We start from the raw sequence: 25,244 nt of genomic DNA, 5'->3' as shown, positions 1-25,244 counted from the left end.
CGCTCAATCCTTCTTCTTAGCCGGAGTACCAAAATAAACACCAGGCTCCGTAATACTTTTAAAAACAGAACTTCTCGCTCCCACAACAACGTGTGGCGCAATCTCAACACCCGGCGAGACAAATACATCCGTGGCCAACCAGCAGGAGTCCCCGATCCTAACTGGCGCTAAGCTCAGCGGAAAATCTGCGCGGGTATAATCGTGGCTTCCAGCTGCAATGTAACAACGCTGTGAAACAATCGAATGAGCACCGATAATTATATTATCCAGGCAATATAAAACAGCCTCATCACCCACCCAGCTATGATCACCCACTGTCAACTTCCATGGGTAAACGACTCGCACAGATGGTCGAATCAATACACCTTTGCCTATACGCGCACCAAAAGCACGTAATAGAAATCGCCTGAAGCCAAACAATGGCTGAGGCGACCAAGTGAAAAGAGTTGCCTGGATAAACCACCAAAAGAGCACGAATAAACTCGAACGCCCACGGTAGCCAGGTGGCGAGCGGAATGAACCAAGGTCAAAATTTACGGGTTGACGCTCACTCATAAAAACTCCTCAAGCTGCTCACACTGCCTGACCACATGAAAAGTCGGCTCCACACAATCAAAAATGCACACCTCATCCTGCCGAGCAATATATATCCCATTCACCCCGGTAGATGAGTAGTCAACAACCAGTGATGAGTACCTTGAAGCCACCACATCAATGTCCTTGTGCCGCTCTTTCAAAAAAATACGCACCCCTGGATACCGTGAAGAAATAAAACGAATCGTCTTAACGGCCGTCGCCGGGTGCAAATAGAGCACAACTTCTATCTGGTCGCTTCTCCCAAGAAAGAAATCAATATTATCGAAATCTTCTAGGTAGCAGTCATTTTGCAATGCATAGGCTACGATCTTTCGTACAGGCTCATTTGAAGCACGCAGTTCGTACTGAGGGCTAAACGCAGTGGAGCAGATATCAAGTTCAACATATGGGTTTTCGTTAAGAGCCGAAAGAAAATACGCCTTCGACTGGGCATATCGAAGAACATAAACATCCACAAAAAAACCTACACCTAGGTTGCCGACCTTGAACTTCTCAAAAAGGCCATGCTGATATCCCCGTACAAACTCCAGCTTGCCCTGTTTTCGCATCAGTGACACCAGGGAGGTATAAACATCAAAGTGCCCCGCGCAGTGGATTCGACCAATACGCGAAAACGCCAACTGACTCCAAACAACATCCAGGTAACGGATGAAGCCAAAACCAACCAACTTCCTGGACACAGCAGGATCATGCCCTGCCGCCCTGCACTGCTGATCAAAAACCTTTGCTACATATAAATAGTCCACAGCCGCCACCAGAAGCTGCCGTAACAAGAGCCTACGTGGGACGACCTGGTAAATTGAAGAAAACCTGAAACTCAAAGGATTGTAGGCACCACACCGAACGACCTGAAGTCCATCACGGTTGAAGGATAATAGCCTCAGGTCAAGCACTGAAAAAGCCTCGCCGCACATCAAGCGAGACCTGAATAACGAAACGACCATCACCCCCAGCAAACACCCTTTATAAGCAACACTATAAAGCCAATCATACAGACTGCTGCCGGAGGTATTATTCAAAATAGAGAGGCCGGGGTACCTAGGCGCCCAAGCAGCGTTCCTCAACTGACAGTTGATCTTTACCGCAAGCTCATTGAAAAAGAGCTTGAACAGATTATCTTTTATCAGTGCCAAAAAAACGCCCCTTGTTCATGAGCCCAACACTACCCCCGACGAAAGCAATCAGAAAAACAATCAAAACTGCCGCTCTGACCACATAGAAATTTTGCAGAAAGTCACTCAAAAGCCATGCCACAGCCATACCCGCCATGACCAGACAGATCAAGCCATACTGAACGAATAGAAGGCCCGGAGAGAAAAACCTTATCGTTACCGTTCGCAGAGACAAAAATACAACGTTGCTGAACACCAGCAGAAAAATCACCCATGACGAAAACAGCAACTCTCGACCATATAACAAACTTCCTATTGTATCAAACATTGACGCTGAAAAACCGGCCACCAACAACGCGACAAAAAACGTAGCAGCCAATAGTTTAGCCAGCATAGCAGGGCTCAGTGAGACTCGTTGATTGACAAGCAAACTCAACAATCCACCTCCACAGAGCAAAGCAATGGGATTACAGAAGAAATTGACGATCGACATCAGCATCGCAAAGTTTGCATAGTCTTCTTTATTATAGAAATAACCCACCACTGTAAAATCGCCTCTTTGTGCGAAGCTGATGCACGTATAGGCCATGGCAAACAAGAACAATGCCCCTAGAAGATTCCCAGAGCTGCCGGAGGTGCCCCCTTCCCCCTTTGACTCATACAATGCAAGCTTATTAGCCAGACGAAGTGAGTAAATATATTCGGAGAGAATCAAGCAACAACAGAACGCCACCGTCACCCAGTAGAGCGAATACCACTCCACAAGAAATAGAGAAAAATAAGGCAGTATACGGAACGTCACATAAAAATAATTTTCCTTGAAATCGAGGTTATTGAACAAGACCTTCAGATCAAGGGCATTCCTTCCAGAGAGAACAAAGAAGCCCCCGAGGAGGATAGAGTGAAACACATCGATCCCCCATAAGGGCATCAACAACGCCAAGAAAAAACCCAAAATACTCAGACGACGAAGCGCTAGCAAAAGTGGGCGATTTACCTGGCTACCTTCACAGTTCTTCACATAGTAATCAGGTAGCGCCCCAATCAACAGATACTGCAGAACTTCGAGGGAAAAAACCAAATAGGTAATGCTCGTAAACGCGTCAATGTGCTCGCGAGCCAGCCAAGGGAATACGACCAGCTGCCGAGCAACGGAAAAAAGCAGCACCGCCCCAGCAAATTGAAATATTTTTCTAGTGAAAAATAAAATCACTTAACGCCCCAACAAAATATAAATACAATAAGCTTAAGCAGAAAAATATCAAACTATGGCCTATAACTAACCACATCCAAAACTAAATAGGCATTTTTTGCTTAGCAAGTAACTAAAATCATTAAAACCCAAACCTTCTTGAGCAAAACAGCAGCTTTACACTGACCAAATTACAAATAACGATTCAAACTAAAAAAGGAGTTAGTATATACATAGCAGCCAAGACCGATTCTACTTTCCCACCACTCAAAACACAAACAATCAGCCCATATTAAATACCGCCCCCAAAAGCATTGAACCTAAAGAAATTCTATACCGCAACAAAAAATAAAAAGTCACAACAAATGAAAAAAGGAGTCTGAAACCAAAACAACCCGAACTCCTGACGAAACATAATAAAAACACTTTAAAAGCGCATCAAACTCAAAGACAAAAAATTCAAAAGTCAAATCATCAAACTTAAGACCGCGGCATTTTGATGCAAGGTTTTCAATTTAAATATATAACTTAGCTCCCATGCAATAAATAACTCAGCCATAAACATTACCAATTCACAAACCACAAAAAGACTTTGACAGCATAAACCCAGTAGATTCAACACGATCAAAGTCCAACTTATATATATTAAAACATATACTTTTCAAGAAAGCTCAAAGCAAGCCAAAAACCCTCCCCCCCATTCTTGTGTCCTTGCCAGACCTCTGGAATAAACTGCACACCGGGACTCTTATCGTTCAACAGTCGTGCAAGTGCTGCAAAATCGACATCCCCTTTACCGATTTCAACGCCCTCGCCATCGACACCCTTGGCATCAACAACATGCATATGCACATTGTAAAGCGCCACTTTTTCGACGAACTCGATCAAATCCCAGCCGTAATAGTTGCACGACATCATCGAGTGAGACACATCCAGGCAGATCTTGATTTCGGGGTTGGCCTGGCAAAAGTCCTTAATCTCGTCCGCGCAAACAAACAGATTGTGGTAGCTCTGCCCACCAAAATGCCACGGAAATGGAGGCATGGTCTGAATGGCTATTTGCACCCCTTCCAAATCGATACAGGCAAGCGCTTCAGAGATTTTCTGATACTTCCCTGCTTTCAGCGCCGGATCGATAAACCCTCTGCTATCCCAGCCACCGGCATTGACCACGATTACCGGGCGCTCGGTCTTGGGAAAGAACGCTTTCAACTGGCGAGTGATATTGACCACGCGCGCCAACTCCCGAATGGAGTGCTGGCGATAATCTTCGTCGTCGGAACAGAGATCTAGAATATGATCGCCTGCAAACAACTCCGGGCTGTGCACTGCAAAACCGATAGGCTCTTCACCTTGAAAGAAGTCGCCTAGATTTACTTCCAGATCCTTATAGGATAGGTGGAACTCCACGAAGTCCAGATTGGAATTCTCCAGAATTTTCCGATAATCGTGGTAACGAACCGGAACACCGAAAGGTCGGTTAAAGCGGTAGTCCGCTCTCTTTTCGATAATGCCCTTGATATCCGAATCGAAAAAGAAGCCGCCCTCGTCGATATCCCGATGTGCCACTTTACCAACCAGCTCATCAACGCGATTGGGTTGAATACCCTGCCCCGGACTCTTGATACTTATCATCGAACGGGTGATTGTCGTACCCTGCTTGATGTTTGTATTGGCAACCAGGCTCTTGGCCAGGCTCTCGCGATTGAGTAGCTCGCCTTGAGTAATTTCCCGAGGCGCTTCGTCTGAACCCAATCCTTCCTCAAGATTGCGAATCTGCCTGACCATTTCGGCAAACTCGCTGGGCAGCAGGCTGACTTTGTGGTCCGTGCCTTCAAGACCTTTGTCCACGGTCAAATGTTTTTCTATGACACACGCCCCTAATGCGACGGCGGCGATAGGTACACAGATTCCCCGCTCATGTCCGGAATAGCCCACCAGCTTTCCGGTTATTTTCTTCAAGCGAGTCAAGTACTTCAGATTGACATCCTTGAACGGCGTCGGATAAGTGGAATTGCAGTGCAGCAAGACATAATCCGCACCCAGCCCATCTAGAAACGCAACCGTACTCTTGATCTCGCCTTCGCTGGACATCCCTGTAGAACAGAGGAACGGCTTGCCAGTTTTCGCTATCGCCTCAAGCAGTTCATAGTTGGTGAAATCGGCGGAAGCTACCTTGTAGGCAGGCATGCCGTAGGCTTCAAGGGAAGCCAGGGAGTCCTGATCCCAAGGCGTACACAACGGTAGAACGCCTTTTACTTTGCAGTAGTCGAAAACTTCATACAACTCTGCGTTACTGAGCTGAAACTTGGAAAGCAGATCCATTGTGTATTGGGCGCCCAGGTCGGCCGAAGCGTCGTCACTGTTGCCTTCGTTTTTATAGAGCTGCTTCACGTTACGCATCTGGAACTTCGCACAATCGACACCAGCCGCCACCGCATGATCGACCAACTGTTTCGCCAATACGATGTCGCCTTGGTGGTTGTTGCCAATTTCCGCGATGATGAATGAAGGTGAGCTTTCCGAAATCTCTCGCTCGGCGATATAAAAACCTTCCGATTTTTGAAAAGCCAACTGAACCAAATGGCCTGCTTCATCGACCACGGGTAAGCAGTCAATACCACTATGAAAATGTGTGAGATAGCTATTCTTATCGGCCCCAAGCAACACACGTTTGCATGAGGCATTCATTACATTATGGACAGGGACATTAAGGTCGATAGTGCTGTTGCTGGTCAGCCAACGCCTGATATCTCCATCAGATATACTACCAAGCAGGACAGCATGTTCTGATACCACAAACGCAATGCGAGACTTATTATCGTTGATCTTCTTCAAAACATCGACGAGGGAATCTTCAGAAAAGACAATATACTTCTGAGTACTCTTATTCATGTACATTCAATATTCCCCCGCCAAGTCCAGCAAAATTCTTTCGCAAACTTTAAAGTCAATCAGTGAATCTATTTCGTAAGACTCTTCTTCCGGAGTCAAATACATACCCACACGCCCACACAATCTATTCCTAGTCTCACGCAAGGCTCCCATCCGCGTGAGATAGAAAGAGCCGGTCTCCATATACTTTCGTTCACTCTCTGGAATGTCCTGGCGACGCGGCCGTTTCATATAATTATATGATGCGCGGGGAGATTCCGGCTGCTGCCAAAAGAAACGGTGCGACGATGTTACAGCCACTAAGCTGTCATACGCTCCCTCTTCGAAGAAGCGTATGGCCTCATCGAATCGTCCCTTTGCACGTATGGGGGATGTCGCCTGAATCAGCAGAAAATTATCAAAATTCTGGTTGGTATCCTTGAGCCAATCGCAGAAATGCAGCATGGCGCTTTCCGTAGTCGCCGTATCGCCAGAAATCTCCGCAGGTCTCATAAATGGAACCTCAGCCCCGTAACTACGAGCGCATTCGGCAATTTCAAGACAATCGGTCGAGACCACTACTCGATTTATCTGAACTGACTGCAATGCTTGCTCAATACTCCAAGCGATAAGCGGCTTCCCAGCAATCAGCTTGATGTTTTTTCCAGGGACTCCTTTCGAGCCACCTCTAGCGGGTATAAATGCAACCGTTGACATACTGTCCATTACCAAAAATAAAGTTGATCCGTAGAGGTGAAACTCTGGGAGCTATTGGTTAATCAGACCTTCGATCGCAACAACTTGCTCGCTCACAAGAGTGGGATCTAATCTGGCCTCAATATTCAGCCGTAACAACGGCTCCGTATTCGACGCCCGCAAGCTCATCCGCCCCCCCAACGAATCCCATGATGCTGTTCACCTTGGGATTCAACACTGCGTAATATTCCTGCACCGCCAAGGATGTTCAGTTCATGCTGCCGATGAAAGCGTTTTGGCTTATGGACAATCGCACGAAGCATCTTCAACGCCATGGGAAAGGCTAGCTTTTGTAACAACGGACTCATCCACGATCTCATCGCAAAATTCGCAGCTGAAGCAGCGCCTACCAGAACGTGCAACAGCCCTCCTGTCACCTTAATATAATTAATCAGTTCCTGTATGAACTTATTCCCACTCGGAGCGTAAGGCTCAGGCAACTCGAGAGCTACGTACGACCAACATGGTACGAATCAACGCCACGAGTACGCCAAACATGCCGCCCAGAGCAATGCCCAATGCAAGGATAATCATTTTCTTCGGTTTGATTGGGCGGAGCGGCTTGATCGCAGGTTGATCGATACGCACAAGGTTCAACTGGTCGAGGTTGAGCTGGATGTTTTTCAGACGAGCGGCCTCTTCACGCATTTCAGCCAGCTTGGCCAGAAAGAGATCTTCATTCTCTCGGCTCTGCATCATTTCGATCTGACGGTTGTGCTCAAGCATCTGCAATTTGTTTTGGATCGTGGCAATCTTCGGTTCAGTGTGATCATCCGAACGACGCTTGAGCAAAATGGCGCGCTCGGCTTCCAAAGCCTCAGTGCCCATGAACTGCAGCGGGAACTGCTGACTGATGACCTCGGCGCGAAAGACATTTCCCGAGCCCGTCATCGAGCCGGCCTCACTCAGCGAGGTCGGATTGGTTGGCTTGATGATGCCCAACGACTCGGCAATGGCGATGGCCTCGTTAAGTTGGACGATACGGTTGAGGCGGCGTGTGCGCAGTTCCACACGCAAGGCCTTGAGTTCATCCTCCAAGATAGCGCGCTGGAGCTTGTCGTCCTCCGTGAGTTTGGCGATGCTGGATTCCTTGCTCGCTTCGTAGCTAGCACGCGCTGCCGCCATCTGCCGCTCGATCTTGTTGAGCTGGTTTTGGATCACCCCTTCGAGATCTAGCGCTACGCGAGCGCGCTCGTCAGAGATGGCCTGCTGAACGATGCCGTTGAGGATGCTCACACCATCGGCGCTGGCCGGGTACTCAAGACGCAGCCCCACATAAGGCGACAGGTTATTGGTTTTCTTCGGATCCGGCTGCAGCAGGGTGAAGTTTTCTTCGTTGAACTCTTCGAATGTCTGCTCCAGAGTCTTGCCATTTTCTTTCAGCGGCTCGAACAATATCTGGTTGTCGAGAAAGAATTGCGAACGCGAGCTATAGGAGTCCAATGCCGCTCCTACGCGCTGGAGGGCATCTTCCGGGGTCAAACTGTAGACACCAGTGCTGTTGATTTCATCCAACTCCTTGAGGGGGGCCGGGCGCAGCATGCTCTGCACCTGGTAGTAAGGAGTGGCCAACCAGGCATAGCCTGCGGCGCAGGCCGTTACGGCAAGGGTGCAGGCAATGATTAGGTATTTCTGTTGCCAGAGTTTCTGGAACAGTTCTACCAAGTCGACTTCATCCAAACTGGGGGCGTAGCGCTTTTCTGGCTGGGTACTCACGGGGGCTCCGAGGTTATTTTTGCTTTTGAAGTATTCGTAGGTTAGCTACAGGCCTATCTGGGAATCCGCACATCGATTTCGTACCCTGCCTGGATATAACGTGCCTGCTATGCACGGGCACGCTCCCGCTTGGCCTGTGGTTCGCCATGCGCAAGGCGTTGTCGCTGGGAGACTTGCGCATGCCGTTCGCGAATCTGACCAACCGGCCTGACCGGTGCACCTGCGCCTGGATGCCATAGCATTGATCATCGATTACCACACAACCATTCCGCAGGCCAAAGTGCTGAATATGTCGACTCCGCGTATCTTCGGCACGATAGCCGACGCACAGTAAGTCATGACGCTCGTCACCCAACATGGTCTTGAGGTAATTGACGATATGCCCACGGGAACACATCCAGTCACTGGCAATGACATGTGCCAGGCTGCTGACCATCGCCACATGGTCGATGAGCAGCAGATTGCAAAATTCCAGTGGGTTACGGCCCGTCCTGGGCTGCAATTGAGCTTTGACTTCTCCCAAACGATCTAATTCCCAATAGTCTCGAGTAAAATAACGGACTAGGGGCGAGTCGAGGATGATCGGCAGATTGACCCAATCGAGTTGACTGGATGAAGCCTTCAGCTTTCGGCAGTAGGTGATGTCTTCCAGCTCATAGAGCAGCGTCTGCGTATGATCGATAGTGAAGTCTGGTATCAGCATGCTGCTCTGCTCGCAGCCATACCATTGAGAGGGAAGTCGATTGCAAGCGCTCCTACACCCGCACGCCCTTTCGGGGAGATTTCAGCACAGCGGATAGAACCGTAATCAACAAGCAGTGAATGCCCCTTATCCATCTGCAACTGATGGCTAGGGCATGTCACACCGGTTACGGCGCCGCGATGAGTGATGGAGGGGAACCGCACAAGTCAATCCCTTAACACTAACGAAATCAAAAGGGACTCTGTCCCGATGGTGCGGACTACAACTGCGGCTACAGAAAATGGATGGACCAATCAAAAAGCCGAGGATATGAAACCTGAACATTCTATCAGATTTCCACCATCCGGCAAGAATGACAAGAATATGGCGCTGGAAGACCGGCAAGCTTACGCGCATTGCTGGCGGCAAGATCATAACGCCGCTATTCATCTTCCATTGACCCGATAACGTCTTTGCCCGGCTTGAATGCGGCACGAACTTGCCGCCCAAACGAACCAACTGATCAGTTTAGGGCTCCCCCACACGGAGCAAGAAGCTGCCAAAACCGCCCCCCCTTCAGCAGTTGTCCTCGCCTCTGACGAACACCTCCCCTTATCGGGCGTGCAGAAGACTCTTCCAAGTCAACAGTCAGGCGACCACGGCCATGCCAGTTGCTATCCCGCGTAACACGCCATATTTAGCGAACAACGAAAAAACCGGCTTATAGCCGGTTTTCTGGACACGATCTCTGCAGATCGCTATAGGGATATGGTCGGAGCGACTGGATTCGAACCAGCGACCTTCTCGTCCCGAACGAGACGCGCTACCAAGCTGCGCTACGCTCCGATGAATGGCGCGCATTCTACCAAAAAGGTTTTATTGCACAAGGGGTTAGCAGAAAAGTTTTTTGCAGTGATCGCCCTCACCTCCCTGTGAGGACATCGAATGAAGGTGAAGCTTCAAAGCTCCTTGACAGTACGGACTTGATCCTTGTTGACCTTGGCCGGCTTGCCGTCGAGTTGTTCGAATTCGTAGAAGCCCGAATCTTCATCGTATTTCGGGGTATCCACGGTTTGTATTTCACGGCCGTCGTTGAGAGTGATCACGCTAGGCGTCGAGCAGCCCGCCAAGACAGCACTCAGACCGAGTACGGCAGCAAGTGCAATGGTTTTCCGTTGATTCATCGGTGTCTCCTTAATCTTCAGGTTTTACCGGATGTCAGACGAAGCGGGAGGAGCCAAGTTCCCCAAGAAGCTGTCGCCGCGCTGTTCATCGACAATTAAAGCTTAGTCGCCATAAGCCTGCGCAATTCGCTTGCAGTCAAACAAAAAGCCGATCAAAAGACCGGCTTCTTACCTATGTCATCAACAGTGTCAGTTGACGCTCAGCCGATCTCGGTTCTTGTCGAGGGTCGACGCGCCGATACCCTTGACCTCCAGCAACTCATCCACCGAGGCGAACGGGCCATTGGCATCGCGGTACTGGACAATCGCTTCGGCCTTCACCTTGCCGATTCCCACGAGCCCGTCTTGCAGTGTTTCAACGTCCGCATTGTTGATATTCACTTTCGCTGCTTTAGCGACGTGCTCGGCAGCAACTGACTGGGCTTTGGATTTTACGGGCTCCGCAGCCGAGACGGCAACGGAGAGAGCAGCGAGGCAGGCAAACAGCAGGGAAGACAGCTTGAGTTTGAGCATTTTTGCAACTCCTTGGTTAAGGTCCTTGTGACATTCCATTTGCCACAAGACAGACAATAACCAGCTGCTTCCTGCTGTCAAAAAAGCTTCATCGATCTGTGCGTTGCTGCACATGAATCCAGTCGACGATTTCACCTTCCGGGCTATAACCGCTCACCGTCTGCCTGAGCATCTGCCGGACCTTAGCGTAATCATCAGCCTCTACAGCGCCGAACAACTCACCCAGCACATCCCTGAGCGCGTCCCAGGCCAGATGCTCTTCATCGGCTCGCATGATCATCGGATGGTCGGTCGGCGTCACGTTCTCGCCGATGAGAAGCTCTTCGTACAACTTCTCTCCCGGGCGCAGCCCGGTGAACTCGATAGCGATGTCGCCGTTGGGGTTGTCCTCATTACGCTGACTGAGACCGGAGAGGTGGATCATCTTTTCCGCAAGCTCGACGATCCGTACCGGTTGGCCCATGTCGAGCACGAACACATCGCCGCCCTGCCCCATCGAACCGGCCTGGATCACCAGTTGTGCCGCCTCGGGGATGGTCATGAAGTAACGGGTGATGTTCGGATGAGTCACCGTCACCGGCCCTCCCCGCTTGATCTGCTCGCGGAACAACGGGATGACCGAGCCCGACGAGCCCAGCACGTTGCCGAAGCGCACCATGGTGAAGCGGGTCTGGCTGACCTGCGGCACACCCGGCTCGCCTATCAATACAGGTGCAGGCTCACGGGCCAGCGCCTGCAACACCATTTCCGCCAGACGCTTGGTGCTGCCCATGACGTTGGTCGGCCTCACCGCCTTGTCCGTGGAAATCAGCACGAAGTTACGCACACCCGCCTTAAGCGCCGCCTGGGCGGTCTGCAACGTGCCCCGCACATTGTTGAGCACGCCCTCGGCGATATTGTGCTCGACGATCGGCACGTGCTTGTAGGCTGCTGCGTGATAGACCGTCTGCACCTTCCAGGTACGCATCACATCCAATAACCGGTCGCCGTTGCGGATATTGCCGAGAATGCCGATCAGACGCACCGAAAGTGAATCGCGGTGAATGCGTTGTTCCAGCTCACTCTGGATGCCATAGAGATTGAACTCACTATGCTCGAACAACACCAGCGTGGTTGCACCGCTGGCCAGAATCTGCCGGCACAGTTCCGAGCCAATGGATCCACCTGCTCCAGTCACCATGACCACTTGGTCACGGATACAGCGCTCGAACAGCTCCTGGCGAGGTGGAACGGCATCACGGCCGAGCAGATCGACGATATCGACCTCTTGCAAGTCATTGACCTTGACCCGGCCGCTGGCCAGATCCATGAAACCGGGAACCGTGCGTACATGCAGTGGGTACGGCCCCAGCGATGCGAGGATTTCACGGCGACGTGCCCGCGCCACCGATGGCAAGGCCAGCAGTACTTCTTCGGCACCCGTTTCACGAATCATCTGGTCGATATGCTTCGGCTTGTAGACCTTGAGCCCGGCAATAACCCGACTGGCAATGCCATTATCATCATCGATAAATGCCACCGGGCGCATGGTCTTGCCCATACGCAGTGCCGCCAGCAGTTGGTTACCAGCGGCTCCCGCACCGTAGATCGCGACCCTGGTCAACGGTGCCCCTTGGTCGAGAAAGGGCAGTTGCGCTTTCGCCGCATACCAGCCTCCCATGAAAAACTGGCGCAGCAGCATGCGCAGACTGCCAATCAGCATCAACGACATCCACCAATAGATAAAGGCCAGCGAGCGAGGCACCAGAATCTCGCGACCGTGTATCCAGTAGGCAAATAGCGCCCAACCAGCAGTCGACAAAGTAACGGCCTTGAGAATGGTGATCAGCGCATCGTTACCGAAATAGCGCATCACCGCCCGATACAACCCCATGCGGATAAATATTGGAATGGCGATCAGTGGTGCGGAAAAGAACAGCCAGAAATGACTGCCGAACGGGTTCACCACATCGCCTACACCCAGGCGAATGGCGAACGATAGCCACAAAGCCACCCAGATCAGTACAACATCGACGGAGACCTGCAACAGACGCTTGTAACGACGCGGCAGACCGAGCAGAAAACTACGCAACGAATTCATGAGGCTTCCGGCTTTAAAACTGTGAACAGATGCCAGGACAATTTATCGCTCCAGGGCCCCGGCATGGAACTTCACGGCCAATCCAAGCAGGGGAGCATACGCAAGAAGCATCCCCGCGACCCCGTCCAACCCACCGAGACCGACCCAAAGGGCAAGCGGCAGCAGCCAAAACAGATTGATCGCAGTGACAGCCAAGGTGACAGGCAGGTGGCGTCCAAAGCTCCGCGAGGCGAACTGATAGGCGTGGCTGCGATGGGCCTCGTACACCTTGTCACCGCGCATCAAGCGGCGGAGCAGCGTAAAGGTCGCATCGACAATGAATACGCCGAGCAGGATCAGCCACGCCCACAGCCATGAGGGCTCGACGGAGGCAGCCTGCAAGGACAAAACCCCCAGGACGATACCAAGGAATCCACTCCCCGCATCACCCATGAAGATGCGCGCCGGCGGGAAGTTCCACAGCAGGAATCCCATGACAGACGCAGCCAATGCAAGCACAGGTAACGCCCCACTAGGAACATGGCCTGAAGTCCCGTAGAGCAACGCCCCTCCCCCACAAACGCAGACGGCCTCGACACTGGCGATACCATCGATGCCATCCATGAAATTGTACAGATTGAGTAGCCACACCAAATAGACCGCAGCCAGCACATGACCCAACCAGCCCAGGTTCAGGGAAAAACCGAACAGATCAAGCGAAGGCAAACCGCCCAACCAGAACAATGCCCAGATCGCCGCAGCGAAATGCCCAAGCAGACGCCAGCGCGCGGCGATATGGCCGTGATCGTCAAGAAAGCCAATCAGCGCAACCAATCCACCGGCGCCCAGCAAGGCCATCGCCAAGGAAGCGCTTACCTGGCCAGACAACAGCAGCCAGATGATCGCGGCCAGGAAGGACAACACAATGGCCACGCCGCCTCCACGCGGAGTCGGCACGGAATGCGAGCTGCGAGCATTGGGTACATCCATCAGGCTCCGAGCCAACGCATAGCGGCGCAGCCCCCAGGTCAACACAAAAGAGGCGCCAAGCAGCACCAGCAACAACGAAAACAACACGTCCATTCTCTCCAGAACCCCGATCAATGAGCGGTATTGATTTCAGCCTTGAAAACCTCGGCCGTCTTGCGCATGGCAGCGTCGACGCTCACAGGTGGCGTCCAGTCAAGCAATGTACGGGTTTTACTGATATCCACTTGCAAGGAACCACAGAGGCGTTGCGCGACGGCGCGCTTGCCAAGCAGCGCCGCAGCCGACCGCAGCAACCAGGCGGGTACAGGCAACAAGCGAGCGGGCCGATCCAGCGCCCCGCCCATGCGCCGCAACATCTCCGACGTAGAAAGATCCTCGCCGTCACTGACCAGGAATGTCTGGTTGGCAGCGGCGGGATGATCGATACAGGTCACGATAAGGTCCACGAGATTATCCAGCGCCACCAGGCTGCGCTTGTTATCGATACCTCCCAGCGGTAGAGGAATGCCCTTGCTCAGCCAACTCATCATGCTGCGGAAGTTGGCCTTGACCCCAGGGCCATAGACCAACACAGGCCGAATGATCACCACCTCCATCCCGCTCTCGGCAGCCAGCGCCCGCAAGCCCTCCTCGGCCTCCATCTTGGAAATCCCGTAAGGATCCTGCGGGGCGGGGAGATCATCGGCGTGGTAAGGCCGGCCAATGCGGGTCCCTTCGCCATTGACCTTGATCGAACTGATGAAAATAAAGCGGCGCACGCCTGCAGCTGCGGCCTGGCGTGCAAGATTGAGGGTACCGCCAACGTTGACCTTGCGAAATTCGGCAAGTGGATCAGCGCTGTTGTCGTTCATGACGTGGACACGAGCGGCACAGTGAACAACGACATCGATATTCTGGAGCGCTCCCTCCCAATCAAGGGAGGCGTCGAGGTTCCCAATTAAAAAATGCTGGATACCACCAAGCAACATGGAGCCTTGTCGCACAGCGGCAACGACGGGAACGTTCTGCCTATTGACCCTGGCAAGCAAAGTCGCGCCTAGAAAACCAGTACCACCCGTTACAAGATAACCAGGCCTAGGCATCATGCATGCCTGTAATCAGTTGAATAAGATGTTTATTGACTCGGGAAACATCGTATTTTTCTTCTGCCAATTTTCGAGAATTAAGTCCCATCGCCAAGATAAGCCCCGGGTTCTCGATGAAATGAATCATCTTATTGGCGACCTCACTGGCTGACCAAGGCGGAACGATGAAACCATTATAGCCATCGACAACCGTATCCCGGCATCCAGGAACATCCGAAGTTATCACCGGCAACCCAATAGCCATAGCCTCTTGAGTACTTCTGGGAAGCCCCTCACGGTATGAAGGCAAAACAAAGACACTAGAGTCCCTGATCAACGGCGTTACATCGTTAACGTGGCCGACATAGCGAACAATCCCCTTGCGAACCAGCTCATCAAGTTGATTCTCTGAAAGAGCACCAGGGTTTTCCCTATCCAAACCGCCAACGATCAGGAACTCACTTTCTGGATATTTTCCCTTTACGAAAGCGGCAGCCTCAGTGAACTCATAAACACCTTTCTCTCGTAAAAGACGGCCTATAAAGATAAAACTGACGGGATCAATCACAGGGCTCGAATAGGCATGGACCTGCAGATCAACGCCTATACCACCTAATATAGAGACAGACTTGGCACTTAAGCTGAATCGATCCAAAAGATCCGCCTTATCGTCGCCATTCAATAAAATAAGATCCGATAGAAATGGAAAAGAAATTCGATATAGCTGGACTTGGGCGAATCGCAGGGCTTTTATCTTTAAGGAATCCCCTTCAGGCTTCCTGGTAAAGGCATACCCCAAGCCTTCGAGCATTGCGACCCGCCTCGGTACGCGGGCAAGAACTGCGGCCAGAGTGCCCCAGACAACAGGCTTAGAAAAGAAAGAAAACACCACATCAGGGCCAACAGCCTTTATCTTTCCATATAGGGAAAAGGCCGCAATAAGATCGGAAAGCGGATTGATCCCTGAGCGACTCAGCCTGTACGCCACAGGAACAGCCCCCAGCGCCTTAATGACCTCCTTCTGCTCGCCCTCATAATCCGTACAACAGACAAAAACTTCATGCCCACGCTTGAGCAGCGAGATAATAAGGTCACGCCGGAACCCAAGCATCGATGAAAAGGTCGTACCGATCAGAAATATTTTCATGGATACAGCTAAAACCTGAGTCAGCGCATGATTGAGAAAAATATTCTACGCAAAAACTTAAGCACCGAGAATCCGGAAAAGAATAGATAGCTACAAAAACCTATCAATTCTTGCGCATATAAAGAACGAAAAACCTCTAGCTCACCGCGCTGCATAAGCCACAGTTTCGAAGCTTGCCCAGAGTCCGCGTAGGGATGCTTGAATGAAACAGCAAGTGGCTTATCTATAAAAAAACACTGTTGTTTCGAAAGAATCAATTGCATCCATAGTAAATAGTCCTCGGAAAATCTTTTACCCTCTGCGAATCGCAGTTGCAAAGATGATCGAAGCATCACTGTGCGCGTCGCCAGCGGGTTCGACAACAAAGAACGGAATCGCGATATGGGCGATAAATAAACCTGCACATGCGTATTTTGAACAGGAATGGACTCTGTCTCGGTAGTCACAAAGTGAGCATGCCCACTCAGGATGCTGCCAGGTCGTGCAGCCATTACCTGATATTGCACCTCTATTTTTTGGGGCAACCAGGCGTCGTCAGCATCGAGAAATGCAATGTAAGGTTCAGTTGCGAAATCCCATCCATGATTACGCGCCATGCCAGGCCCAACATTATCAGTCAGATGTATTATTTTTATATCAATATTGTTCGAGTATTTTTCATATAGGAAATCAAGAGCACTGATAGTTCTGCCTTCATCAGGACTTGCATCGTCAACCAGGATAATCTGGCTCGGCAACTGAGTTTGATTCAGAACAGAAGCAACTGCGCGATTTATTGTCTGAGAGCAGCAATAACAGGGGATTATGACGGAAACGGGCGCACGAGGCAGGCTACTCAGCATTAGTCAAACCCAGCAAAAAAATAAAAAGCATCAAAACCGCAACCACGACTTAGGAACTAAATCCTTCGAACTCATGGAGGATTTTTTAAACCAGATCTTCGGGGCGATAACGATCTTATCCAGATTATCATTCAGCCAAGCCCCCCACCAGCTAAATGAGCTATTAGCGATGACATTATGCTTACAGCCGGCCATAAGCCTCATATCATTATAACTTTCGACACCTGTATTGTGCTCGATATAAAATGCCTGGGCTGGTATTTTCAAATTTTCCTTCACCCAAGCCAAATCATCGGAAAAAATAAAGAATACAGGGGCGGTAGGCTTTTCTAAAAAATGACTGACTGCGCCTCTATAATAATCAAGACCGCACGCCGCCATGATTGCACTGGCTTTAATATTTGAAATATAGTCTCCACGTCGAATGTGGATGCTAACCGATTCGCAACCTTGCATCTTTTCCCAAATATCCAGGTTTGCGCCCTTCAGCCCTTGCTTGAAGGAAAACTCTTTTCTTAACACATCATTAATAGATGAGAAATACTCAGGAACCTGCCAATAACCATACAGGTAAGCATGCTCAGGAGCTCTATCGAATCCCGACCAATAGTGCATATGCGGCTCAATAAGATAGTGCTTACCAGAGAAGCGCCGCAGCGCCGGCCGCCTAAGAGCTTTCTGAACCAGCGGACTTATACGCCACTCAAGCAATGACTTCACATCCTTCTCAGAAGCAATGGCGAATGGCCCAGCAAAAATTCTAGAGAGTTCGAAACCATTATGAAGACCATAGCCTTCAAACCCCCTAATGTCCAGCAAGAGGGGAACATTATGACGGATAGAAAGCGCACGCCCTGCGGCATATTGAAACATCTGATTACCGAGACCGCCAATTACGTTAGTGATAATCATTAAAGAACTTGCCTCTATCTATAAAAAACACAACGCAGCCATGTGAAACGCAATAATTTCGAGCAAAAATAAAGCATGCATACGCCAGCAAACAGCAAAAAATAAATTACATTTCCCGTGCTTATTAAATCATATAATCCAAATAAAAAATCAAACTCTACGTCCTGATAAAACCCCAAGAACAACCTTTGACTTTTTTATTAGATTCTTAATCTTAGATGGCTTGAAATGAATACCTACAGACCCTGAATGCCCATAGGTTTCCGGAATATTTTTCCCTAGAACACGCCTATACGGCATTCCTCGGATAGCATTGAAAAAAGCATGTTCCAAATGAAACCCATTCAGATCGTCTACTTTTTCATGTGCATGCAAAAGATGTTCAAAGTAAAACGCTTTATTCACGATATAAAATCTTGTATCAACCTTATCCGGAGAAAAGAACGGTGCAGTAAGAAATGCAGCCATGCCTGTAAAACCGTCAACACACGCCCGATAATTCGAAACCCAAAGTTTAGACGTGCACTTCGCAAAGTCGTCATACTTCTTCAGAATTTCACTATGGGCCAATGCATAGCAAACAATCTGCCCCTCACCATATCCTTTACCAAGGGTTCTGACACGCTCGCTATCATTATGAAAGCTTAAAAACTCCAGATTAGAAAACTTATTCTTAAGCAGCTTTTGCTCGTTAGAAAAGTCATACCCACTCCCATCGCAGATAACGATAGGAATATCGCGACAAAGCTCAGAAAACTTTAGCAGTGCCATCATGGTCGAACGCAAGCGCTCTCCCGAATCACTTAAAGCTGTAAGTGGGGCACTTGACTCGATACACGAAGTTATCAGCAGAGGTATATTATTTTTTCTCATGACTAACCAGCCTATTGAAAACCAGCAAGAAAACAAAGTCCAACGCCGCTCTAAATGTAGATGCGCAGGCAGCACCAATCAGCCCGTACATATCTAAAAGAAAAAACAAAATACAGAAATATGGAACAAGTTCCACAACATGAATAATAGCAGTAACCTTGAAGTAACCTTTTGCCTGTATTTCGGCAAATTCTACTTGAGCCATAGAGTTCACTAGCATTCCAATCAAAAGAACAATCAAGATGTTTGCAGACTCACAACCATATTCTTTGCCAACCCAAAAATTCAGAATAAGATCAGGAAATAGAAAAAATGGAAGTGATACGAGTATTGCACTGCCTGTCACCAGCAGATATCCATTCCTAACAGATTTATCTTTAAATCCTTGAGCTTGCGAATGGCTAAATAATGGAAAGAGAACCCTTGATATAGCATTAGGAAAAACTGAAATCCTATTAACGACCTCCGATGGTGCCGTATAAAATGCCACATTTTTAGCGCCAAACATATTAGCCAGAACGAATCTATCACAATATAATATTAACGGACTCACTAAATTACTTACAGAGACCCAGCCACCATTTGATAAAAGCTGTCGGCAAACAATCCTATCAAATGCAAGAAGCGTTATCCTGACGTGACGATCAACACAGTAATGATTTATAAATGTCGAGATAATACGAGCAAGAGCCAAACCGGCCACGCCTGCCGACAACGATGCATCGGATAAGATGAAGAAAAGTGGTAGCAGTGCTAGAATCGAACCCGTTATTGTTTTCTGCAAATTGATTGAACGGAAATTTTCCAGCCCCTCCAAGACGCCAGTATATATTTGAGAGACCAACATGAAAGGAAAGGAGATACTGATTATCTTCAGTGCCAAAACCACATCCTGAAAATGCTCAGCAGAAACACTAAAAGCACTAGCGATCGCGCTAGAACTCATATAGAAAATCATGCTTCCCACAACGCTTACGACCAACACTGTAATAAGAGAGGTCGAAAGTATTTCTACCAGCTTCGCGCTATCGCTTCTATAGATCGAAACCTCTCTAATCACTGCCCTGCTCAGACCGGCATCCAAAATACTGGCGAATCCGAAAATAGTAAAAAAAATAGTGAACAGGCCGAATAGTTCAACACCAAGAATCCTTGCAATCACGCCCATCGCCGGAATAGCGATCAGCGACGGGACAACGAATCCCCCTATATTCCAGAAGCTATTCTTTATCATTTTCAATTTAAAAGCCTGCAACCAAAAAATACTAATAGACTGAAACTTTATATCTGGTATCTTAATTAAATACTGGAATTACTTTCGAGGATATCCGCCAGCACTATCAGCATCAAAATTTTCCTGAAGGCTTTGTTGATCGCCCCCTTGCAGCCTTGATAGGTCATATAAAAATTGGGTAGCGACGGATAAAGCTCCCATCGCAACACTTGCCGACCCTTGTAGAGTCGACTGCCTGGACGATATCGGAGCGGAAAGTTTTCAACGCATTCAGCCATACCAAGGCTTTCAGTACGAACAGGCCGGCATTCCAGTAGTAGCCGCCTTCGTCGAGGTAGCTTTGTGCGGTTGACACGTCCGGCTGTACCTTGATGTAGCCATAGCTAGTTTCGGGTTTGTCGGGAGTGACACCAAGAATAGTGAGGGCTGGTGCAGTGTTGCGCCCAACAGGCTCGAGCAAAAAGGTTGCATCCTCCTGGCCCATCTCGCGCAGCTGCTCCTGGGCCAGAAAGCGGTGTTCTTCGTTGCAAACCACACAGGGCCTGCGTATGAAGATGCCATCTTTCCGCAGTCCGGCCAGGCGTGCAATGGACTGCTGGAACAGGCTCTCATTGCCTGACAGACAGAGAAACTGCTTGGGGAAGCCCGAGCGCGACAGAGGCCAAAGGCGAGTACCTGAACCGCCGCAAAGAACGACCGGCTGAATTTGAATCGATGACTGCATGAGGCGCCGCCCTGCTGGAGTGATTTCCAGGAAAGGAGACAACAACCTCGGTTGTGCACTGCTTTCCGCAGCGCAAATATACCATTGATGGTAATGGGATTTCCCTGCCTCGCCCGATCAATGGATGCCAGCACAATGACAACGGTCGATGAATGTAATGAACTCGAATGGACATAGAGCTCTGCGGCCGGGCAATGAAACTATCTCGATTGAGACCCACATTTATCCAGAATGTATCTCCCACGACTTAACTTGCCACGAATGGGATAAAAGTCACTCTCAGCAATAAACGGAGCCAGTGCAAATCCCCGATAGGGACGTGCCTTATATCCTTGTGCTTTTATATACATGAGTAGACATGTACCGATCTGTAACGCTTCAGCAACATGAGATCATTCCCACTTACAACAGTTGAATCGATGGAATGTATTCTCATGGCGCACTCCTCTTCCATCGTACGCCTTGGCTACGCCCGCGACTTTCTCACTGGTCATCGCCAGCCTGCATGACAATGGTGAGCTTCAGCTTTGCCTGAATAGCCAGTCCCACCCTTCGGGTGATCGTGCTCTATCAGAATGGCGATAGCGCCTGGCAGGGGTCGTCGCTGGTTTCTCTGATCGCCTGAATCTCCGCCATGAACGGGTGACTTAGCGTAGCGCCACGTGCACACAACCTTGGTGCGCAGCTTTCGCTGGGGAAATAGCAGCTCTTGCAAAGGGCTCAATGCAACGTGAACACGTCCTCCTGCGCCTTGGCCGAAAGAGAATCGGCCCTTCGAATCCAGCGGCTAGCAAAAGAAACGCATGACCTTCACTCATCCTCGTCTTCATTGACCCGGTCACGCAATTCCTTGCCAGGTTTGAAGTGCGGAACGAATTTGCCGTCCAGGCGCACCGATTCGCCAGTCTTGGGGTTACGCCCTACGCGAGGTGCTCGGTAATGCAGGGAGAAGCTGCCGAAACCGCGAATCTCGATGCGGTCGCCCGTGGCCAACGCCTGGGACATCTGCTCCAGCATGGTCTTGATCGCTAACTCGACATCCTTCGGAGAAAGTAACCCCTGGTGGGTGACGATGCGCTCGATCAACTCCGACTTGGTCATGGTTTTCCCTTCTTTTTCAAGCGGCTAGGTCACTTGGTAGGGAGTTTTTAGCACGCTGATCAGGTTTTGAACAGCCTATAAGCGAGCCACGAGCTAAAAGCGTGAGGAATAAGTCAAGTATTTTCCGTCAAGGCACTTAGAAATCCTGAATGGGGTGAGCAACTCCACTATCGATAGTGAAATCGAACGCGTGCTCCGCATAAACGAAAATGCCCGCATCACAGGATGCGGGCATCGTTCAAAGCGCCTTCTTCAGGCAGCGGAGGCTCAGCTCTGCAACGTCTGCTGGCCATTGATCGGGATGCGTTTGACCTTGGCTTCTTCCGGCACGATGCGTACCAGATCCACGCTAAGCAGCCCGTTTGCCAGACCTGCATTCCTGACCTCGATATGGTCCGCCAGGCGGAACGACAGCTTGAACCCGCGCTGGGCGATGCCCTGGTGCAGGTAGGTCACGCTCTGTTCATCGCGCTCGCGCTTGCCACCGGCAACAGTCAACACACCACGCTCGACCTGCAACTCCAAGTCCTCCTCGCGGAAACCGGCTGCGGCGATAACGATGCGGTATTGGTCGTCACCGTGCTTCTCGACGTTATAGGGCGGATAGGAACTGCCGCTCTCGCCGTTACGCAGGGCCGATTCGAACAGGTCGTTGAAACGGTCGAAACCGACGGATTGGCGGAACAGTGGGGCAAGGGAAAGGACGTTGCTCATGAGATGTCTCCTGAATAATCAGCAAGTGTTCATTGGCGGGACCCGACTTCGGCATCCCGCGTAGAACTAGATGAGGATCACCTCGAGGATTTCAAGACCGTTCGTCTGCGATGTTTGGCAAGGCTATTCAGCTTCGCTTTCGAGCATGTGGCTCGGCGTCTTCACTCGTCCTGGAGCAAAGCATCCAAACGCTCGCAATCGTTTTCCCTGCGCATTTGCGCGAACAGCAGCGCGGCATCCGGATAGCTGCGAGTAAGCATTGCCAGCCACTGCTTGAGCCGCCCGGGCGCGTAGCGCGGGGCGATCTTGCCGCGGGCCTGCCGCCAGAAATCGCGCAGGATCGGCAGCAACTCGCTCCAGTTCATGGGTTCGACCACCTGCCCCGCCTTCGCAGCGGCGATCTGCCGGGCCAGATCAGGGCACGAAACCAGGCCTCGACCGAGCATGACATCATCCACCCCGCTCACTTCCCGGCAACGCTTCCAGTCCTCCAGGCTCCAGACATCACCATTGGCGAACACCGGCACCCGGACCACATCCTTGACCCGCGCGACCCACTCCCAGTGCGCTGGCGGCTTGTAGCCATCGACCTTGGTACGCGCATGGACGACGAGCTGAGCGGCCCCGCCATCCACCAATGCGCGAGCACAGTCGAGGGCACCATCGGTGTTATCGAAGCCCAGGCGCATCTTGGCCGTGACCGGAATCGCAGCCGGTACGGCCCGGCGAACCTCGCAAAGAATCGCGTGCAGCAACTCAGGCTCCCTGAGCAGCACGGCCCCACCCCGTGACTTGTTCACCGTCTTGGCTGGACAGCCGAAGTTCAGGTCGATGACCGGCGCGCCCAACTCACAGGCGAATGCGGCATTGTCGGCCAGGCAGGCCGGATCCGAACCGAGCAGTTGCACGCGCAACGGCGTGCCGCTGCGCGTACGCGCCTGCGTCACCAGCTCAGGCGCCAGCTTGTGAAAGTGTGACGCGGGCAGCAAACGGTCGCTGACACGAATGAACTCGGTCACGCACCAATCGACGCCACCGATACGGGTCAGCACATCACGAAGGATCTCGTCGACCAGGCCTTCCATGGGCGCCAGGGCGATCTGCATGGGGAGTTTCCAGAAAAAGGGCGCGTAGTCTATGCGCTGAGCGATTCCGGTGGAATTCCCCTGTGTGGGGCGGGTCAACCTGGAAATGCTGAAAAAGGAGTCCTCATGCGCCCTGCCCTGCTGATCGCCCTATTGTTGTGCCTGCCACAAGCACGGGGCAACGAACTGCTGCTCGCCCCAGGCCAAGCGCCAAGCATTCCCGGCGCTGATGGCATGGCACGGCTGATCGTCGACCGCGATGAAAACGCGCCGAACGCTTGTGACGTTGAGCTTTACATCGGCCCAGATGTGGCAGCGACCCTGGCCCCCGGCCAATCCGCCAGCCTGGACCTGCCTAACGGCGAACTGAGCCTTTCAGCCTCGCTATCTCGCGCCGGATATTGCGGTGGCCTGGGGCCTGGCACGCCACAGTCCATCATCCTCCAGCCGGGGGAAACGCGGCGCTTCAAGATCACAGTGCAGCCAGGGCAAGTGTTTCTGGCTCCGGTGGATGGCTGAACAGGGACCTTCGGCCTATGCCTGGGCGTGTAGCGCCCGCCCATAACCCTCGACGAATTCGGCCGGCATGCGCTTGGGCTTTCCGCTGGACAGCTCGATACAGACGAAGGTGGTCCGTGCCCGCAGCAAGGTGACGCCATCGGAAGAACGCATGAGCTGGAAGCGCCGCTCCATTTTCAGACGCTGGTCGGACTGGACGATCCAGGTGCCCATCAATAGCTGTTCATCCTCGTAGGCGCTGGCCAGGTAATCGATCTCATGACGCACCACGGCCATGGCACGATCCAGGCGACGGTACTCGGCCAGGTCCAGGCCCAGGCTTTGCGAATGACGCCAGGCGCAGCGCTCCAGCCAGCTCACGTAGACCGCATTGTTGGCATGGCCGAGGCCATCGATATCGTCAGCCGCCACCCGCAGTTCCAGGGTGAACGGCATCGGCAGGTCCCAGTTCATCCGCGCACCTCGGGCGCATCCGCCACGGCGCTGGCTTCAGCGGCCAACTGAGTGATCTGATCCCAGGCGCGGGCGCGGATCAGGTTATCCGGCGCAACCCAGGTGCCGCCAACGCAGGCAACGTTGGGCAGGCGCAGGAAGCTGGCCAGGTTATCCGCGGTGATCCCCCCCGTCGGGCAGAAACGGATGCCAGTGAACGGCCCCTTGAAACTCTTCAGCATTTTCACGCTGGCCGCGCCATTGGCCGGGAACAGTTTCAGCGAGCGATAGCCGTACTCCAGAGCCATCAGCACTTCGGAGGGCGTCATCACGGCGGGCATGTAGGGCAGCCCGATATCGTCAGCCGCAGTGGCGAGCCGCTGGGTGCATCCTGGGCTGACCACGAACTGGGCGCCGGCGTCGCGCGCTTCAAGGAACTGCTCGACATGAATCACCGTGCCAGCACCGACCAACAACTCCGGCACGGCCTTACGGATCGCGGCCAGGGCATCCAGGGCCGCTGGCGTGCGCAGTGTCACTTCCAGCACATTGATCCCGCCGGCATGCAAGGCACGCGCGAGATCGACCGCCAGGCCACTGTCTTCGATGATCAACACGGGCAAAACCGGACGGGCTTTCTGCAACACCTGGTCCATCGTCAGGCTCATCTCACACACTCCATGAAAGTGGGCGTCTACTGCCAGGGCAGCAACTCGGCTGTGCATGATGGAGCAAGAATGGCGATAGCCCAAGGGGCAGTACAGTCAGGCAGGATTTAAAGACAGCAGAAAAACAAAAGGGTCATCTCACGAAGAAATGACCCTTGAAAACCCGCAGAGCGGGAAAACTGGCGTCCCCTAGGGGACTCGAACCCCTGTTACCGCCGTGAAAGGGCGGTGTCCTAGGCCACTAGACGAAGGGG

At 51.5% G+C, this 25,244-nt stretch carries 24 protein-coding genes, 1 tRNA gene and 1 pseudogene; 1 reads left to right on the top strand and 25 read right to left on the bottom strand.

Annotated features, from left to right (window positions below; genetic code table 11):
- Positions 1-3 precede the first annotated feature (3 nt).
- The 23 genes and pseudogenes from ACSZPK_RS04985 to ACSZPK_RS04875 form a co-directional block, all read right to left on the bottom strand.
- Entirely contained in the window at positions 4-555 is a 552-nt protein-coding gene (locus ACSZPK_RS04985) for a WcaF family extracellular polysaccharide biosynthesis acetyltransferase (protein ID WP_437880314.1), read from the bottom strand.
- Positions 552-1,730, bottom strand: coding sequence for a hypothetical protein (locus ACSZPK_RS04980; RefSeq protein ID WP_437880313.1), 1,179 nt, complete (start codon positions 1,728-1,730; stop codon positions 552-554). Before ACSZPK_RS04980 ends, ACSZPK_RS04985 begins: the two co-directional genes overlap by 4 nt.
- Positions 1,711-2,922 (bottom strand): hypothetical protein, encoded by a 1,212-nt coding sequence (locus ACSZPK_RS04975; protein ID WP_437880312.1) that lies wholly within the window; start codon positions 2,920-2,922, stop codon positions 1,711-1,713. The genes ACSZPK_RS04980 and ACSZPK_RS04975 overlap by 20 nt, the downstream gene beginning before the upstream one ends.
- Before the next feature lie 624 nt (positions 2,923-3,546).
- A complete protein-coding gene (locus tag ACSZPK_RS04970) occupies positions 3,547-5,796 on the bottom strand; it encodes an N-acetylneuraminate synthase family protein (protein WP_437880311.1) in 2,250 nt (749 codons plus the stop codon).
- Between the two features lie 6 nt (positions 5,797-5,802).
- Entirely contained in the window at positions 5,803-6,492 is a 690-nt protein-coding gene (locus ACSZPK_RS04965) for a cytidylyltransferase domain-containing protein (RefSeq protein WP_437880310.1), read from the bottom strand.
- A 51-nt stretch (positions 6,493-6,543) separates the two neighbouring features.
- Positions 6,544-6,663: pseudogene (locus ACSZPK_RS04960) on the bottom strand (hypothetical protein); the annotation flags it as partial.
- 300 nt (positions 6,664-6,963) lie between these two features.
- A complete protein-coding gene (locus ACSZPK_RS04955) occupies positions 6,964-8,247 on the bottom strand; it encodes a Wzz/FepE/Etk N-terminal domain-containing protein (protein WP_437880309.1) in 1,284 nt (427 codons plus the stop codon).
- 13 nt (positions 8,248-8,260) lie between these two features.
- Positions 8,261-8,950, bottom strand: a complete 690-nt coding sequence (locus tag ACSZPK_RS04950; protein ID WP_437880308.1) for a hypothetical protein — start codon at positions 8,948-8,950, stop codon at positions 8,261-8,263.
- 748 nt (positions 8,951-9,698) lie between these two features.
- A tRNA-Pro gene (locus tag ACSZPK_RS04945) sits at positions 9,699-9,775 on the bottom strand.
- 113 nt (positions 9,776-9,888) lie between these two features.
- Complete coding sequence (locus tag ACSZPK_RS04940; RefSeq protein WP_437880307.1) at positions 9,889-10,113, bottom strand: YgdI/YgdR family lipoprotein; 225 nt, start codon at positions 10,111-10,113, stop codon at positions 9,889-9,891.
- 189 nt (positions 10,114-10,302) lie between these two features.
- Complete coding sequence (locus ACSZPK_RS04935; protein ID WP_437880306.1) at positions 10,303-10,626, bottom strand: ComEA family DNA-binding protein; 324 nt, start codon at positions 10,624-10,626, stop codon at positions 10,303-10,305.
- 88 nt (positions 10,627-10,714) lie between these two features.
- The gene (locus ACSZPK_RS04930) at positions 10,715-12,706 is read right to left on the bottom strand and encodes a polysaccharide biosynthesis protein (protein ID WP_437880305.1); all 1,992 of its coding nucleotides are present in this window, start codon (positions 12,704-12,706) and stop codon (positions 10,715-10,717) included.
- 42 nt (positions 12,707-12,748) lie between these two features.
- A complete protein-coding gene (locus ACSZPK_RS04925; RefSeq protein WP_437880304.1) occupies positions 12,749-13,768 on the bottom strand; it encodes an MraY family glycosyltransferase in 1,020 nt (339 codons plus the stop codon).
- Positions 13,769-13,785: 17 nt separating this feature from the next.
- Entirely contained in the window at positions 13,786-14,757 is a 972-nt protein-coding gene (locus tag ACSZPK_RS04920) for a UDP-glucose 4-epimerase family protein (RefSeq protein WP_437880303.1), read from the bottom strand.
- On the bottom strand, positions 14,750-15,886 hold the full coding sequence (locus ACSZPK_RS04915; RefSeq protein ID WP_437880302.1) for a glycosyltransferase family 4 protein: 1,137 nt from the start codon (positions 15,884-15,886) through the stop codon (positions 14,750-14,752). The genes ACSZPK_RS04920 and ACSZPK_RS04915 overlap by 8 nt, the downstream gene beginning before the upstream one ends.
- 20 nt (positions 15,887-15,906) lie before the next feature.
- Positions 15,907-16,728, bottom strand: a complete 822-nt coding sequence (locus tag ACSZPK_RS04910) for a glycosyltransferase family 2 protein (RefSeq protein WP_437880301.1) — start codon at positions 16,726-16,728, stop codon at positions 15,907-15,909.
- Between the two features lie 30 nt (positions 16,729-16,758).
- Positions 16,759-17,640 carry an alpha-1,2-fucosyltransferase gene (locus ACSZPK_RS04905; protein ID WP_437880300.1) on the bottom strand — a complete coding sequence of 294 codons (882 nt, stop codon included), beginning with the start codon at positions 17,638-17,640 and terminating at the stop codon, positions 16,759-16,761.
- A 150-nt stretch (positions 17,641-17,790) separates the two neighbouring features.
- The gene (locus tag ACSZPK_RS04900) at positions 17,791-18,426 is read right to left on the bottom strand and encodes a hypothetical protein (RefSeq protein ID WP_437880299.1); all 636 of its coding nucleotides are present in this window, start codon (positions 18,424-18,426) and stop codon (positions 17,791-17,793) included.
- A gap of 73 nt (positions 18,427-18,499) precedes the next feature.
- Positions 18,500-19,747 (bottom strand): flippase, encoded by a 1,248-nt coding sequence (locus tag ACSZPK_RS04895; protein WP_437880298.1) that lies wholly within the window; start codon positions 19,745-19,747, stop codon positions 18,500-18,502.
- Between the two features lie 163 nt (positions 19,748-19,910).
- Positions 19,911-20,471: a sugar phosphate nucleotidyltransferase gene (locus ACSZPK_RS04890; protein ID WP_437880297.1), complete on the bottom strand. Its 561-nt coding sequence runs from the start codon at positions 20,469-20,471 to the stop codon at positions 19,911-19,913.
- A gap of 810 nt (positions 20,472-21,281) precedes the next feature.
- Entirely contained in the window at positions 21,282-21,572 is a 291-nt protein-coding gene (gene ihfB / locus ACSZPK_RS04885) for an integration host factor subunit beta (RefSeq protein ID WP_437880296.1), read from the bottom strand.
- 267 nt (positions 21,573-21,839) lie between these two features.
- Positions 21,840-22,286: an Hsp20 family protein gene (locus ACSZPK_RS04880; protein ID WP_437880295.1), complete on the bottom strand. Its 447-nt coding sequence runs from the start codon at positions 22,284-22,286 to the stop codon at positions 21,840-21,842.
- A 161-nt stretch (positions 22,287-22,447) separates the two neighbouring features.
- The gene (locus ACSZPK_RS04875; RefSeq protein WP_437880294.1) at positions 22,448-23,392 is read right to left on the bottom strand and encodes a tRNA dihydrouridine synthase; all 945 of its coding nucleotides are present in this window, start codon (positions 23,390-23,392) and stop codon (positions 22,448-22,450) included.
- Between the two features lie 105 nt (positions 23,393-23,497).
- Between ACSZPK_RS04875 and ACSZPK_RS04870 the strand changes: the two genes are divergently transcribed.
- Positions 23,498-23,890 carry a hypothetical protein gene (locus ACSZPK_RS04870; protein ID WP_437880293.1) on the top strand — a complete coding sequence of 131 codons (393 nt, stop codon included), beginning with the start codon at positions 23,498-23,500 and terminating at the stop codon, positions 23,888-23,890.
- 15 nt (positions 23,891-23,905) lie between these two features.
- On the opposite strand, the gene ACSZPK_RS04865 is transcribed toward ACSZPK_RS04870, so the two are convergent.
- Together ACSZPK_RS04865 and ACSZPK_RS04860 are read right to left on the bottom strand one after the other, a co-directional pair.
- On the bottom strand, positions 23,906-24,343 hold the full coding sequence (locus ACSZPK_RS04865) for an acyl-CoA thioesterase (RefSeq protein ID WP_437880292.1): 438 nt from the start codon (positions 24,341-24,343) through the stop codon (positions 23,906-23,908).
- On the bottom strand, positions 24,340-24,990 hold the full coding sequence (locus ACSZPK_RS04860; protein WP_437880291.1) for a bifunctional 4-hydroxy-2-oxoglutarate aldolase/2-dehydro-3-deoxy-phosphogluconate aldolase: 651 nt from the start codon (positions 24,988-24,990) through the stop codon (positions 24,340-24,342). Before ACSZPK_RS04860 ends, ACSZPK_RS04865 begins: the two co-directional genes overlap by 4 nt.
- Positions 24,991-25,244 lie beyond the last annotated feature (254 nt).

The organism is Pseudomonas sp. LRF_L74 (assembly GCF_965644255.1).
Classification (GTDB): Bacteria; Pseudomonadota; Gammaproteobacteria; order Pseudomonadales; family Pseudomonadaceae; genus Aquipseudomonas.
The sequence above is the reverse complement of the archived record's forward strand: the minus strand, read 5'-3'. Positions and strand labels throughout refer to the sequence as shown.